The sequence below is a fragment of the Halomonas kalidii genome, assembly GCF_030010475.1.
In the GTDB taxonomy this organism is placed as follows: Bacteria; Pseudomonadota; Gammaproteobacteria; order Pseudomonadales; family Halomonadaceae; genus Halomonas; species Halomonas heilongjiangensis.
The window spans coordinates 161968-176446 of sequence record NZ_JASCQN010000042.1 but is presented as its reverse complement, the minus strand read 5'-3'; the positions used below and the strand labels follow the sequence as shown (position 1 = coordinate 176446).

General features: G+C 56.5%; 9 protein-coding genes. All 9 read right to left on the bottom strand.

The genetic code is table 11. The annotated features are described in order from the left end of the window. Window positions 1-84: 84 nt before the first annotated feature. Window positions 85-1683 (bottom strand): DNA-processing protein DprA, encoded by a 1599-nt coding sequence (locus tag QLQ85_RS14525; RefSeq protein WP_282722143.1) that lies wholly within the window; start codon window positions 1681-1683, stop codon window positions 85-87. Next, window positions 1683-3797 (bottom strand): RecQ family ATP-dependent DNA helicase, encoded by a 2115-nt coding sequence (locus QLQ85_RS14520; protein WP_282739654.1) that lies wholly within the window; start codon window positions 3795-3797, stop codon window positions 1683-1685. The genes QLQ85_RS14525 and QLQ85_RS14520 overlap by 1 nt, the downstream gene beginning before the upstream one ends. A gap of 30 nt (window positions 3798-3827) precedes the next feature. Continuing rightward, window positions 3828-7553: a BREX system P-loop protein BrxC gene (brxC, locus tag QLQ85_RS14515; protein WP_282739653.1), complete on the bottom strand. Its 3726-nt coding sequence runs from the start codon at window positions 7551-7553 to the stop codon at window positions 3828-3830. A gap of 94 nt (window positions 7554-7647) precedes the next feature. Then, a complete protein-coding gene (locus QLQ85_RS14510) occupies window positions 7648-8214 on the bottom strand; it encodes a DUF1788 domain-containing protein (protein WP_282722140.1) in 567 nt (188 codons plus the stop codon). Window positions 8215-8379: 165 nt separating this feature from the next. Next, window positions 8380-8997 carry a DUF1819 family protein gene (locus QLQ85_RS14505; RefSeq protein ID WP_282722139.1) on the bottom strand — a complete coding sequence of 206 codons (618 nt, stop codon included), beginning with the start codon at window positions 8995-8997 and terminating at the stop codon, window positions 8380-8382. 46 nt (window positions 8998-9043) lie between these two features. Then, complete coding sequence (locus QLQ85_RS14500; protein ID WP_282722138.1) at window positions 9044-9436, bottom strand: hypothetical protein; 393 nt, start codon at window positions 9434-9436, stop codon at window positions 9044-9046. Window positions 9437-9438: 2 nt separating this feature from the next. Further along, complete coding sequence (locus QLQ85_RS14495; RefSeq protein WP_282739652.1) at window positions 9439-11592, bottom strand: hypothetical protein; 2154 nt, start codon at window positions 11590-11592, stop codon at window positions 9439-9441. Next, the gene (locus QLQ85_RS14490) at window positions 11585-13147 is read right to left on the bottom strand and encodes a site-specific integrase (protein ID WP_282739651.1); all 1563 of its coding nucleotides are present in this window, start codon (window positions 13145-13147) and stop codon (window positions 11585-11587) included. The genes QLQ85_RS14495 and QLQ85_RS14490 overlap by 8 nt, the downstream gene beginning before the upstream one ends. Then, complete coding sequence (locus tag QLQ85_RS14485) at window positions 13144-14388, bottom strand: tyrosine-type recombinase/integrase (protein WP_282722135.1); 1245 nt, start codon at window positions 14386-14388, stop codon at window positions 13144-13146. Before QLQ85_RS14485 ends, QLQ85_RS14490 begins: the two co-directional genes overlap by 4 nt. Window positions 14389-14479 lie beyond the last annotated feature (91 nt).

The window sequence follows — 14479 nt, the reverse complement described above, 5'->3', positions numbered from 1 at the left end:
GTTGTCAAGCGGGGTTGGACTAGGAGAAACCGGTCGGCGTATTGAGCTCGGCGAATTACATAGAGGCCTTTCGTTGTGCAGCTCTTACGATGATGTCTCAAAGTTATGCGGAGCACGGAGGCGACGCACCAGGCGCTCCACATCGTCATCGACGGTGCCTGGATCCTCTAACTCCTCTGGAATCGCCTGGTACCGGACCGGCCGGGTCAGCTTTTTCAACCGGCCTTCCTCTACTGCTTGTTTCAACCAAGCATTCACCTGGGTCTTGTGTAAGCCTGTCTCGGTGGTGATGTCGTCAGCGGTTCTGGGGTTCTGAGCCAGCCGTTGCAGCTCACTCAGGAACAGCCGGTAGAAATTGATCTGGCTCGAGTGCTCGCCGCTCTGGTTGACGGGGCCAACCGGCGGCTCTTTATGTTCTACCGCATCGGTCATCGCCGGCTCAGGCGCAGCTGGCTGAGCGCTTTCCTCTGTGCTTTCGTCACTACCGAACAGATCCGGCTGAGGTAACTCAGTCGGCTCCACGGTGCTCTCTTCGAGGCATCCAGCATCGGTTTCCCTTGGAGAGGGGTTAGTTTCTGGCTCCTCGGTCTCGGGTTCTTGCTGTGAGTCAGTTGCCACCGCGTCGCCGACCTCGCCATGAACGTCGACGTCCAATGGCTTGCCTGTCACGCTTTCGCTGGGCTCGGCTCCAGCATCGACCTCGGTGGCCGGTGTAGGTTCGGGCTGACAAGGCGTTTTCTGTGGAAGAGGCGTCTCGGTGGGGGCGAAGAGGGAGCCGATATCCAGCTGCTCGATTTCCTGTTCGCACCAGGTGCCGCCTGCGTCTACCAGCGCCTGGTTGCCGGCTTCCGGATCTTGAGTTGGCTTCACCCAGAGCGGTACCCAGCCCTTCCTAAGATTCTCTTCGGCGCCCGCCTTGGTACCACCACTGCTGCCGGAGTGCACCACCACGGCGGCATCTGCCAGGCAGTAGATGTATTTGTTGCGCCCCATGGCGTTGCCGGTATTGAAACTCGCTTCCGGGTAATAGGGTGAAACCAGCACCAAACCGCCACTCATCAGGCCCTGGCGCCACTGGCTGGACGTCGCCGCCTTGAGTAGGCCTTCACTGAGGATTCCAATGACGGGGCCACCTTCCTGGATGGCTCCCTGCATGGCGGCCTCGTCGATACCGCGCGCCCCGCCAGATACGATGCCGACGGCTGCCTGATTGGCCTTGGCGCCGAGCATGCGAGCATATGTGAGATCCTCATTCCCTGCCTTGCGCGAGCCCACCACGGCAAGACCACCGGCATTGAGCAACTCAGCGTTACCACAGCCGTACAGTACGGGCGGAGCGGCATGTTTCAGGCGCTTTTTCAGGCGCCTGGGGTATTCCGGATCTGAGCGGGTGATGATCCACAAGCCCGAGCGCTGCCACTTCTCCAGAGCCAGCGCCATGCTGCTGCCACGCTGCAGCAGAGCCTCCAGCCGCTCACGGGGAATCTTCTCATCACTCCACTTGCCCAGCACCCAAGGCGCGGTATGGCTCAGCAGGTCCCCAGGTGTGTGATTTGTTTCATGCAGCCATTGGGCAAAATGTCCCCACTCGGTGGGCGTCAAGGGTTTGGCCGCCCCCTTGGCAGGCTTGCTGAAGTAGCTGGTGAGCAGGAGGGTTGCCTGTGCGGCAGTCGAAAGGGTCATCAATCATTCACCGAGCTGGATGCCAGGGCTATAGGGTAGACAGACCCCGTGCCAGCACGTTGCAGGAGCGCAGCAAGCACGGTCATCGTCCAGCCTGAGTCCACGATATCATCGACCAGCAGTACCGCCTCCCCCGGTAGCCCATTGGCAACCTCGAATACACCGTCCAGGTTACGACACTGGTGGAAGCGATTCTGCTGGGCCTTCTGGGGCTCATTGTGCCTGATCTTGCGGACTGCTTCGATGTAAGGCAGCTCCAGCCGGTTCGCCAGTCGCCAGGCGAACTCCGGAACCAAGTGCGGGTGGTTGAGAGAGGGTACGGCACAGATCCAGCCGGGGCGGGGCTGAGGCTGCCATCGCTGCTCAATCATCTCGGCCATAGCTTCCACCAGTTCATCGCTGAAGCGGCCCTGTTGCTTACCCTGCTTGACCAGTCGCCCCCAGCCACCATCGTTCCAGCGCGATAGCACCCGACCCTCGTGTGCCTGCAAACCAGGTGGGAGGTTGCCCCGAAAGCCATATTGCTGAAAGGCGTGAGCAGCCACCTGCTTTCTTGGCTTGATGGGCATCTCGGCATGGCGCTGATAGGTGGCCGCCTGATGGGTCAACTGCGCATCAACATGGGAAGTCACCAGCGATTGTCCAAAGCAGTTGGCACACCGACCACAGGGCTCGCTCTGCGGGTCGTCCAGGGAAAGACGCAGGAAGTTCATCAGGCAGCCCGTGGTGTTGATGTAGTCGTTGACCTGCTGCCACTCCCGCTGACGGATCGTCGTCAGGTGGTGAATGCGTTCATGATCCGGCCGGTAGGCTACCGGGGTGCGCCGCCACAGGCTCCCATCCTTCACCACCGGAGCAGGCGATTCCACACTGAGAATCTTCAAGGTCTTGTCGATTTGGCTGCGCCGCAAGTTGGCATTCTGTTCAATCGCAGTAACCGACAAGCCATCAAAACGTGCCAGGGTATCGAGAACCGTGTTGATCTCATGATCCGAGGGAAACGCCGAGCGTCGAAAGTAGTCGTGAATATCGTCATCCTCATGGCCGGCAATCAGCACGCCAAGGGCGGAGTCGATGGCTCGTCCGGCGCGGCCTACCTGCTGGTAGTAGGCAACGATGGAGCCTGGGGCCTGATAGTGGAAAACAAAGCTCAGGTCGGGCTTGTCATAGCCCATTCCCAGCGCCCCGGTGGCCACCAGCACCTTGAGCTCATTACGGAGCAGACGATCTTCCAGGTACTCGCGATAGCGATTCTTGTCGGTCAGGCCCTGCGCCTGCAGCCACTCGGGAGGACTGACGTCGGAATGGTAGGCGCTGGCATCGATGCCATTGCGCTGCAGCCAGTCGGCTACCTGCTCGGCATCACGGGTGGTCAGAGTGTAGACGATGCCGGTGCCCGGCAGCGTTGGGATCACCTGAGTCAACCAGGCCAGACGAGAGGCCTGATCCGGTAGCATCATAGCCTGCAGCGCCAGGCTCTCACGACCCAGCGGGCCACGCTGGATTAGTATATCCCCCAACTGGGTACGGATATCATCGATGACCCGGTCGTTGGCGGTAGCCGTCGTTCCCAACACCGGTACACCGGGCGGGAGCTGCCGAAGTATTCCCACGATGCGTCGGTAATCAGGACGGAAATCATGCCCCCAATCAGAGATGCAGTGCGCCTCATCAACCACCAGTAACCCGATATGATCGGCGATGGGCATGAGCACGGTCTGCACGAAATTATCGTTGGCCAGGCGCTCCGGAGATATCAGCAGACAGTCAACCTGACCGGCGAATAGCGCCTTCTTTACGGCCTCTTCTTCATGATGGTTCGTCGAGTTTATGGTAGCGGCGCGAATACCAAGCCGCCGTGCCGACTCGATCTGGTTGCGCATCAAGGCCAGCAGAGGCGAGATGATGATGGTGACTCCGAAGCCACGGTCACGCAGGATACGCGTGCTGATGAAATAGACCGAGCTTTTGCCCCAGCCGGTGCGCTGCACCACCAGCAGCTTGCGGCGCTGATTTACCAGGGCGTCTATCGCTTCCCACTGGCCCAGTCGAAATGAGGCGGATCCATCGCCAAGCGCGGTCTTGAGAAGCTGTTCGGCGTGTTGTTTATCCATGACCTTTTTTCCTCCTTGAGGTCACCTGTCTCAGCGCAAGCGAATGCGCTTGTTGTCCTGAATAGCGCCTTCCAGCTCGCGCTTGAGGGCATCAAGGAAGGCATCGACTTCCTGCTGGCTCTCCAGGTAGACCCCTTCATGGGTGCGGCTGAGCACCTGGCTGACGCTGACGTCGACCACAGGCTTGGGTGCGGCCACCGGGCCGCGCTCGCGCACTTCGCTGGGTGAGGTGGCGGCATTGGGACTGCCGGTCGCGGACGAGCCTCCTTTGGCTGCGTCGGTGTCGCCGGTGGACTTGGCGTGGATGTCGCGGCTGCCAGCGTTGTTCGCTGCCTCACGGGCGGTGCGCTGCCGGTCTGCTTCGGCTTTCTGCTCGCGATGGAGCTGGTCAAGGCTGTCCTGTTCGCGCTCGTTGGCAGTATCCCCTTGCAGCAGGTAGATCTGGGCGATGCTGGTGGCTCCTTCGATCTCCTGCTTGAGCAGCTGCAGCGGGCGTAGCAGGCGGTTGCTGAGCTCCGGGGTGCCGATGCCGCTCTTGACGATCTCGGCGCTGACCCGGGCGATGCGCTTGTCGATCAGGCCGATGGCGTGCTCGCGCTTCTGCTCCAGTAGCCGGCGGTTGACCTCGTCCACCGTGTGGATCAGCCCGGCGACCTTCTGCAGCATGCCGTAGGGCGCCTCGGAGGCGTAGATGCGGTCGAGCTCGGCCAGGGCTGCCTTCGCCTCGGGCTCCTTCTCCAGCGCCGGGCGGTTGGGCTGGAAGCGGGTCAGCGCCTGGTCCAGCTGCTTCCAGGTGGTGAGCTGCTTGGTGAAGAACTCGTAGAGGTCGCGATACTCCTCTTCGAGATCGCGCAGGTCCTTCTGTTGCTCGGCCACCGCCTTGAAGAAGTCAAAGCTATCATCAATGCGCAGCAGGAGCTCGACCTCCTTGAGGGTGCTGTCGATGGCGGCGCGGCCGGGGAAGCGGCCTACCTCGGTTTTGCTACGGTAGGCCTCCAGGTGTTTGCGCCACTCGCTGAACTGCTCGACATAGAAGGCGTAGAGCTCCGTCTCGCTGGAGGGGCCGAGCTTGGTGAACAGGTCCTTGGTGAGATTGCGCACCTGGCGCAGCACGGCGTCGTCGGTCTGGCGCTTTTTCTGAATCCGCACCTCGCCGCGACGACGGCTGTTGTTGAGCAGCTCGAAGGCTTCCTTGCCGGGCAGCGCCGGGCCGGCGGTGTGGAAGGTGAGCCGCCCCACGGCATACAACCGTCCGAGGATCAGCAGGGTCTCCTCCACCGACCAGCCGAAGGGGCGGATGCTGAAGCGCTCCAGCAGCGGGGTGAGTGGCACCGGCTCGCCGCCGTGCAGGCCGATGTACTGCTCCACCTCGCGCACCGCCTGGGGGTTGCCCTCCTCACCGTCGAGCTCGATGGCCTGCTGACCGATGTCGTCGGCGGTCATCACGGCGAGCAGTTCGCGCATGGGGTCGGGGGTGAGCACCTGTAGGTAGCCGAGCTTGCTGTAGGTGTTCTCCAGCAGGTACTGGCAGGCGTCGTCGAGGCGGGCGCTGAGCTGGCTGCGGTTGATGTCGAGTTTCTGGCCCAGGGCGTAGACGTCGGCATCCAGCAGCATATCCTCCAGTCGCACCAGCAGGTGCTTGCGGCGCTCCTGATTCTCGCGGCCGCGGTCGGCCAGGATGCGTTCCACGCTGCTGTCGCCGGAGGCGGCGTTCAGGCGGATGTACTTCTCGGTCTTCAGGTAGGTGCGCAGGTCGTCGAAGAACGCCTTGTTGTCGCCGAGACGGATCAGCACCTGGCCCTGGTTCTCGTTGCTGCGGTGAATGCAACCCGCCTCGCCGTTCTGGTCGGCGTAGCTCTGGGTGTAATCGATATCCAGCGGCGAGACCACCTCGACGCGCAGCTGGCTCTGGAATCGGCCGTCGATGGTGTGGCCATCCAGGTAGCGGCCGATGGTGTAGTCGGTCTTGTTGAGCGGGTAGCGGTACTTGTTGCGGTCGCGCAGGCGGTCCTTGTAGATCATCTCGGCCAGCAGCTTGTTCTCGTCGCTGCTGGTAATCTCGGTGGCCTTGATCTTGCGCGTGATGTCGCGCTCCTCGTTGGTGAGGAACAGGTACTCCTCGCCGTTGCGGGTGACCAGGCTCTCCTTCTCCAGGCGCGCCAGGGTGCCCTCCAGGCGCTCACGTATCGCCAGGCGGTCGTCGTCGATGCGGGTGATGGAGAGCGTCACCAGGTTGTCGAGGGTGCCCTTGACCAGATCCACGTAGCGGATCATGAACAGGGTGCGCAGGATCTCCACGTCGAAGGCGTCCAGCGCGGCGTTCTCGCTGGCCTGGTCGATGGTGCGCTTGACCGCGGTATCGAGAAAGCCCTCCACGGCGCGGTAGAAGCTGTGCATCGGCACCAGAGCGCCGACTTCCTGGTCCCCCACCGCCTTGGCGGCCATCTGGAAGGCGTCGAGCATAGAGCGCTCCCCATAGGCCAGGTGTGCCCCGGTGGCGCCGACCTTGCGGATCTCCTCGAAGACCTTCTGGACCAGCTGGAAGTGGTACGGCACGAAGGGGTAGTTGACGACGAAGCTCTCCGCACCGTCGACGTTCCTGAGCGTGGGGCCGGAGCGGTCGAAGGTAAGCTGGTTGCGCAGGATCGAGCCCTTGGCCTCGAATACCTGAGCCAGCTCGCCGCTGGCCTCGGGGGTCTTGGCCAGCAGGCGCTTGCGGATCACCTCGTCGGAGTTGGAGCTGGAGAGCGACAGGCGGGTCTTGAAGCGCCCGGCGATCTTGGAGAAGTCATTAGCCTTGGCGGCGGTCATCTCGCCGAGTACGGCGTCCATATCGGCCTGGGAGGTGACCACGATCCAGGCGCGGCCGCCGCAGATGGTGCCGAGGTTCTCGGTCAGCGTCTGCAGGGTAAGCATTAGCCGAGTATCGCTGCCTATGAATCCTCCGACCTCATCGACCATGAACACGATACGCTGAGTGAGAGATTTCGCGTCGAGGAATTCCCTCACCCAGCGGCAGAATTTCTCCACCGAGACGCTGAAGGTCTCCTCGGCCTCCTCAAACCACTTGTGGGCCGCATCCGGGGAGAGATCCAGAGCTTGGCTGATCGCCTGCTCAATGTCGTCTTGATAGAACTGGTAGCCGTCGCGCTCCTTCTCCCAGGCTAGGCCACTGGCCGTCTGGAAGGCCTCACGGAAACGATTATAGACACCACGCTGAGCCAGGTGGCGCTCCATATGGGCGATATGCGGGTGGTCGCCGCTGAAGCCCTGGTACTCGTTGAACACGCGCAGGAAGACGTGGAGGATCGGATTGCCCGCGTCGTTTTCGCTAGCCTTGCTTGCAATGTTGAAGAGGATCACATCCGCCGGCTCGTGTACCGCCTTGGCAACGTCGGCGCGGATCATCGGGTCGTGGAGCTTCTGCTCGTCAAAGAAGTCGGCGGCGCGGCGCCGGTTGCCGGCCTCATCCTCGGCCTCGATGTTGGCCAACAGGTACGATAGCGCTTTGAGGAAGTGCGACTTACCGGAGCCGAAGAACCCCGAGATCCAGACTCCAACTCGGTTGGCGATGGAGGGATCTCTGAGCGGCGTGGCGTAGGACTCGAAGAAGGCACGGAAGTGCTTTTCCAGCTCTTTGGTCACTATGTACTCGTCGAGCTCCTGGTAGACAGTCTCGCGGTCCTTTTGGTCGGCCTTCACTACCCCGTTGATGGGGCGATGCAGGGGTTTCTGGAAGAGTTCCTGGATACGCATGTCCGATCGATTCCTTAACGGGCAACGCCTCGCTCCCGTGGCGGGGCAAGGCGATCAACAAAGCGGGCGCCAGGGCAGCAAGGCCGCCGGCCAATCATCGGGGCACCAGCGAGAAGGCGCGGTAGTAGTGATTGCTGGCGATCTGGTTGAACAAGGTCAGGCTCTGGCCGTCGTAGCTGCCGGGATAGAAGAGCACCAGCGGCTTGTGGCCGAGCCTGCCGTGCAGCGCATTGAGTAAACTGTGGGCACGCATCACCGGCCAGACGCTACCCACGCCTGACAGCAGAATGATATCGGGGTCGTCCGACAGGGCGTGTCGGATCAGGAAGGGCGCGAACTTGTCCATGTGCAGCGGACCACGCAGCGCCTTGAGCAGCGCCGCATCGCCCTTGGTCTGCTGCATGGCGATGGCCTTGTCCAGAAAGCCACGCTCCTGGAGGTAGTCGCGCAGCACACGCAGCAGGTTGACGTGGTCGACCGTCAGGTCACTGTGCTGACGGGCCAGCACCCCTTCCAGGAAGGTGAGGTACTCGCGAACCTGCAGTTCGTGCTCGGGGGAATAGTCGAAGATCCAGAAGCCGATCTCGTTGCCCAGGCCCTGGCCGGAGAGGAAGGCCTCGCTGGTGATCTTCTCGGCGATCTGGTTGAGGCGATCCTTCATCTGAGGATCTTCTCGGTGGGCCGGCCCCTGCGAAGGTGGTGACATACGGCTCTCATCCCTGCGTCTGACATCCTTTTTATGATGCCTGTGATTCTACGTGCTGCGGCCATTGCTGGCGATGCCGGACGCTCAGGCACGCTACCGCCACCCCGTGCCCGTTGCGGATCACCGCGGGCCCAGGGCACTCAGGCAGTCCAGCAGCCGAATCAGGCGATGGCGCTCCAGCAGGTCCACCACCTCGGGCCGCAGCATGAGCGGTCGCAGCCGACGGCTACGCGCACTCTCCATCAAGCCTACTTCGGAGAGCATGCGAAAGGCTACCTGCCCCATCTTTTTGCATGAGGAAGGCGACCAGTCCGCAATAGACGGGTCACGATGAGCACGGTCGGCAAGGAAGTCATCCCATTGGTAGGGCTCCAACGTTTCAGCACGGGTTACGAAGGCATCGACCACTACCGTCTCCAGGAACTCCACCAGTAGCAGGTTGCGGGCCAGCGCTGCACAGAACGCCACCTGGGTGGCCAGCTGGTCATCCCCCTCACACAACACCTGCCAGAACTGCGGAGGAAGCCGCTCAAGGCGCTTACGGATCGCTTGGGCCATGCGCTTGGCCGTCGCAGGCCGCGCCTTCTGGAGGCGGTTCTCCTCATAGATGGCCGCCTTCCAGACCGTATCGTCGAAGCCAGCCAGCAGCAGCTCCGCCACGATGCGGCTCTCGCGCACCATCAGCGAGCCGCCGATGAGATCGGAGTTGTAGTGGAAAGTAGAGGAGATTAAGGGCATTTTGAGGTGGCTCTTGCGGTAATCGATACATAGTTACTGAACGCCATCAGCGGTGAGGCTTGGGGATAGGTTGATTTAGGATAGCCTCGTTTAACCCGTGCGCGTCAGCATTGTAAGCCCAACGTGCAAACTGGTCGACCAGGGTTTCCTGCGCCTTCTCTAGCTCCGCTACCCGCTGCGTTAGACGAGCAATTCGATCATTCGCGCGATCAATGTCTGTGAACTGCCGCGTCGCTTGTGATGGGGCTTTCAACTCCGCTTTACGCAGCCGCATCGCCGTCGTGATGTTATCACGGGTTAAAAGTGTTTTTCGAGTTGTCTTAATACCCAATTCGTTTTCACAAGCGATGACAACTAGCTCCCAAGTCAGCTTACTACCCCGCCAGTCACGGATCATCGCTTCAATTCGCTTAACGTCTTTTTCAGAAAGTCGCGCCATGTTTAACCTCCAGAGCCCAATAGACGCTCCAGCTCAGCCACCTTGTCATCCTCAGTTGCGATGAGATTGGCATCCTCTTCAACCAGCTCCCCTCGCATTGCCAATGCATTGCGGCCTGCAGCCCAGCCATTCTCAACACCTCTGATAAGCGCTCCATCTTCGATATCTGGGCTCTCCAACATTTGGATCAATTGATCACAGCGCTCCATTTTTTCCATTGTAGTTTGAAGCCAGGTATTGGCACCGTAAGTGCCTTCATCGGCTTCTCTTTGAAAAGCCTCTAAGCTGCTCCGCAGATACTCTCTTTCCTCTTTGAGATTCACCAGCTTCGTCTCATCACCCTTCACACACACATGCTCTCCGCACGTCAGGCAATTATTGAACTTAGCGCAGGGTTCTTGAGCATAGTCATGTATACAAATCCCAAATTCCGTGCGGTGAACGATGCGGTCGCTCTCATCCCCAAAATCTTTCATGCTGATCGGGGCATTTGTCTTCAATGAGGCTAGAAGCTTGTCACTCATAACCGCCAGCTGGGGTGTAAATGCCTCTATCTCAGCGGCCTTTTCATCTACCGACATGTGGTTATAGACCTTGTTCTGGCTTGGATTCTCACGGCCTGACCAACGTGCAATCAGCTCCTGCGACAAGTACGAACGGTTCGCGCCTGTATTGAGGTAGTGGCGAAATGCGTGAGTATTTACCTTAACACCGTTATATCCGTGGCGCTCAAAGATCGATTTTATCTCTTTCGAGCCTCCTGTGAGATGTAGGCTAAGTCGCGCATTACCACATCCCGTGAGGCCAAACGGCTTGACCGTTCCTCTATTGGAGTCAACCGCCGCGAATGCTCCCGTTCTGAAGCAGAACAAGGCGTCTTGCCACTTGGTAATTCGCTTGGAATTTGTGAAAGGGAAGTGCTCAGGCAGATACTTTTCTCTCAGTAACACATTGAGCGTTCGGAGGGTAACCTTAAACGTATCGTTAAACTCGTATTCAGCCAACCACCCATTCACGTAGTGTCGAGTACCACTACTGGAGTCAAAGCCATAAAGTAATTCTTGTGCGATTTTACGCGCTTTCGAAGACGTACTTTTTTTGGCGACTATATTCTCCAAGAATTTTTTAAATACTTTCCTTGATTTATTCCCTCTTGACGATACCCTCCTCGTTGAGAGCATTAAAGCATCACACGCTTCCTGTGTGGAAAGTGGCTCGCCTAGCCCTTTATTAGGGACACCTGCGTGGCGTGGAAATGAATCGGGATTTTCCTCCAGCCATTTTGCGTAATCACGCGCTTCTTGAGTGATTTCAATGACCCGGTTTACCGCCTCTTGGCACGTCTCAGCCATGATGTCGGGAATCGGCTTTTGAGTTGCACCGAATCCTTTTGCAGAGTACCACAGCATATAGAGCTGCTCACGGCCTTGTGCATCGCGTTCCGCGAAAAAGCAGTCTTTTTTTACGTAGGCCAATTCCCCAATACGACATGGGTGGGAAAGCATTATCGCCACGGCAGATGTGATCATAATGTCCAACGGCAATTCAGGCTTGTTGTGGAAAATCTCACCCAAAGCAATTAACGATTTATCGCTCGGTAGCTTTTTCTTCGCAACCTCATAGCTCTTCTTAAGGGTTATTCTAAAGGGCTTTATCTGAGGCTCCCATATAAAAGGGTTGGCAACAACGCCCAATGCGTGAAGATGATCATTGACATATTTGAGCTCCCGTGATACTTGATAAACTGTGGTAGAAGCATCATAGTAGTTTTGCGCGACTGCACATGCTTTATCAAAAATAGCGGCAGTTACGGCTGTTACATCGCCGTTTTGAGTAATGTCTAGAAGGGCCACCTCCAAGCAACGCAGAGCGTGTAATGTATAATTTTTTTTTCTGAGCTTGATGACTCTTTCCTCAAATAGCATCGCCTTGGCGTAGTCGATAAAATCAGGATGAAGCAACTCAGATCTCTTCCCAAGCTTCGAACAAGTAGTGTTCTCAAACCCCCACCGGTGCCAACTCTTTGCTGCCCACTGGACACAATCTAAGGGCTTATCGTAGAGGTGGATATTCGATTTTGCCCAGTGAATAAACTCGTTTAACACAGCCTGTGCCGCAAGCTCCGGTTTTGGCAAAAAAGGAATAACATTACTCATCCGACACTCCCTTCGACTGCCTCTTTTTATCATTAATCTGATTGATAACCTGTATCACGGCGAGAATTGAGCGATCAAAACTGATCGCCGCGTCGCTGTTCTGCCCTGCTGCTTCAATAGCTCGCTGTTGGCGTAACTGAAGATGCTTCAGAACTTCCTCATGAGCCCCCTCTATCCACGGTTGAAATTTCGAGCAGGTGTAGCACGCCACAGGGGCATCTAAGTGGCAGCCTCCTGATGCACCGCATGTGGCAATGGCATCGGTCTGACCACGGATCGTCTTATTAGGGTATAAGCCATTGATTGCGTTATCTGCACCCTCGACCAAGCGACCTTGAAACGCATTAACAACCAGCGCCATTTGTGTCTTCATCTTATCGTCGATTCGCTTGGACATCTCTGGCGATGTTTTGATGTATCGACCAACGCTAGCAATAGATTTATGACAAAGTGCGGAGGCGATAGCATGCGCGCCATAGCCCATACGACTCATATCCGTTCCGAGCGTATGTCGAAAGCGATGTGATGCCAAATGAATTTTTTCACCAGTTCGCTCTGAGACCGGAAACGCCGCATCTTTTTCAAGCCCTTCAAGGAGTGCACTCATTGTGCGATCCTGCTTGTGAAATTTTTCCTGGGGGCCAACTTCAAGGCGTCGAAGATCACGGTCGTCGATGATCACGCAGCGTCCAGAACTTTTACCTTTCGCACGAAACAGCGGCACATGAGACAATGCCATGACCCAGTCCACTCCTGGCCGCTCAGACTGCAAACACTGAAACGTAAGATTCTGGTAACTTAAAAGAAGTTGGTAAAGATCTGTAGCCAACTTAAATGATTGAAAGCTATTGCGATATTCAAAGCCTTTCTGCTTGGCCTTAGGCATCCACAGTGTAGGCCCATCGACTGTATTGGTGATATCCCCAAACACCAACTGCTGAATTTGACGTTTGCGAGCGCCTGTCGCAATCAACAACCTAATGTACACAAGTCGCTCAAGCGATATACGTCCATTGGTATAAGCATCGTTTGCCCAATCGAACAGCGACTGCGTCTCAAGCACCGTGAAAGGACCTACTCTTGGATTCATGCTCTCGACAGGACACGGCCCTCTGATATTTTTTGACGTTAGTTCATAAAGGATAGTAACGACCTGTTCACTTGGACAAACAGCAAGCAAATAGTCTTCTCGCCATTCTTTGAGAAATACGCGTAAGATAGAAAATTGGCCTTTTCTTAGCTTATTACGTATTGCAATGGCATCGGCTTCGTCAAGCACATTAAGCCCCGAAGCGGCGCACTGCCTAAGAATGCCGGTCATTTTGTTTAAGGTCCTGGCCGACTTCACCTTTGCGTAATACGCTAACGCTGCAACTAACCAGGGGCGTGCTGCTTCTTGTACGGCGCACTTAGCTTCTGCGACATTCGCTGATCGACAGGTCAAGTCAGTTCGCCACTTATCGTCTGCCGGCCTGAATGCACCACCATTCTTCGCGATCATCTCCTGGTTCAGCCACATTTCAATATTGCTTTCAGTCGGGGACGTCAAGATCATCTAACGTCCTCCTTATCGCGTGATGAGCTATTGCTAAAAAGCTTATCATTTCGTGCCTCCAGCGCTTTTTCAGCCTGTTCTTGGTACTGTTTTTGTCCGTAAAGGCTGGGCATTTTTGAGGTGTCTGACCATCCGTATTTATAATTTAGTATTCGTTTCTCCTGCTGCATTCTATCCTCAATTGGAAGATCCTTAGTCTGCTCAGAGACCACCTTTATAGTTTGGTGAACATCGTGATGCCTCAGCGTATGAGGCGTGATACCCTTCAGCACAGGAAATGCTTTTTTAGCGATGTTAAACACGGCATCAACAGACTTAATCGAGAGCGGCGCCCCCCCAGACTTTCCATGCGCTAATATCAAATAGGGGTGAGTCTTAGCTCGCCTAAAGCCTCGCCGCATATTGATATATTTATTGATCACTGCCATTAGTTCTTCCCGAACTGGAAGACTGCGTTCATTAGTTTTTACAAGCGGCTCTGAAACGCGCGGGTCATCAGGATCATTAGGCCGATGAATAATCTGAACACGGTTTTTGCGGAAGTCTATATCGGCCAATTTTATCCCCAGCATTTCACTCCTTCGAATACCCAGGTTGAAAAGAAGCATAATGATCAGGTAATTACGTACTCTAATTTTCTCAGACTTCGGCCATGGATTGTCTTTTGACCCTGGGTGAAGCTTGTTCAAAAGCACATCTTCCTGTTCAAGCGTCAACCCTTTAGGCTCCATAGGTCTCCTCTTCCATGATGGCCTAGACTCTTTAATACTTAGATCAACCCGCTTTACCATCCGAGCAATTTGGTCGAGGCGATCGTCTGGATGGCCCAATGCCTCATAAAGAAAAGAGAGGTAATTCTTAGCCGTTATCATGCGTGATTCAGCTTGGGAGGCGCCAACCTGCTGGTAGGCCGCATGATGCAAACGGACACCACTAAATAACTTGTCTATTGTCTCCTTCTTCCAATGCACTTGACTGGTGAACCTAGCCAGCTCAGACTCACTCAGATAGTGCGACTGAGGTCGCTTCTGCAAACGCGCTTCTAATTCTATGCTCTCAAGTTTTAACCAAGTTAAGAAAACCACCAGATCACTGAGAAATCGTTGTTGAGTATTGGGTGAGCGAACTCGCATCTTTTTTATAACATACAGGCAGGGCCAATAAACCGGCACGGAGTCTTGAAGCAACAGCTTAACTCTGGTCTCATTACCAAACTTGCTTTCTTTGATCGAGAATGACATGACGTTTCCAAAAAACGTTACAGACTCCACACTATCACTTTGGTGGATTTTCGTAAACCTTTACGGTACAATAAATCCTGAAAATGGAAAT

Coding starts and splice junctions, on each gene's coding strand:
- QLQ85_RS14525 (WP_282722143.1), bottom strand. CDS start 1,683: ATGACCCTTTCGACTGCCGCACAGGCAACCCTCCTGCTCACCAGCTAC.
- QLQ85_RS14520 (WP_282739654.1), bottom strand. CDS start 3,797: ATGGATAAACAACACGCCGAACAGCTTCTCAAGACCGCGCTTGGCGAT.
- brxC (WP_282739653.1), bottom strand. CDS start 7,553: ATGCGTATCCAGGAACTCTTCCAGAAACCCCTGCATCGCCCCATCAAC.
- QLQ85_RS14510 (WP_282722140.1), bottom strand. CDS start 8,214: ATGAAGGATCGCCTCAACCAGATCGCCGAGAAGATCACCAGCGAGGCC.
- QLQ85_RS14505 (WP_282722139.1), bottom strand. CDS start 8,997: ATGCCCTTAATCTCCTCTACTTTCCACTACAACTCCGATCTCATCGGC.
- QLQ85_RS14500 (WP_282722138.1), bottom strand. CDS start 9,436: ATGGCGCGACTTTCTGAAAAAGACGTTAAGCGAATTGAAGCGATGATC.
- QLQ85_RS14495 (WP_282739652.1), bottom strand. CDS start 11,592: ATGAGTAATGTTATTCCTTTTTTGCCAAAACCGGAGCTTGCGGCACAG.
- QLQ85_RS14490 (WP_282739651.1), bottom strand. CDS start 13,147: ATGATCTTGACGTCCCCGACTGAAAGCAATATTGAAATGTGGCTGAAC.
- QLQ85_RS14485 (WP_282722135.1), bottom strand. CDS start 14,388: ATGTCATTCTCGATCAAAGAAAGCAAGTTTGGTAATGAGACCAGAGTT.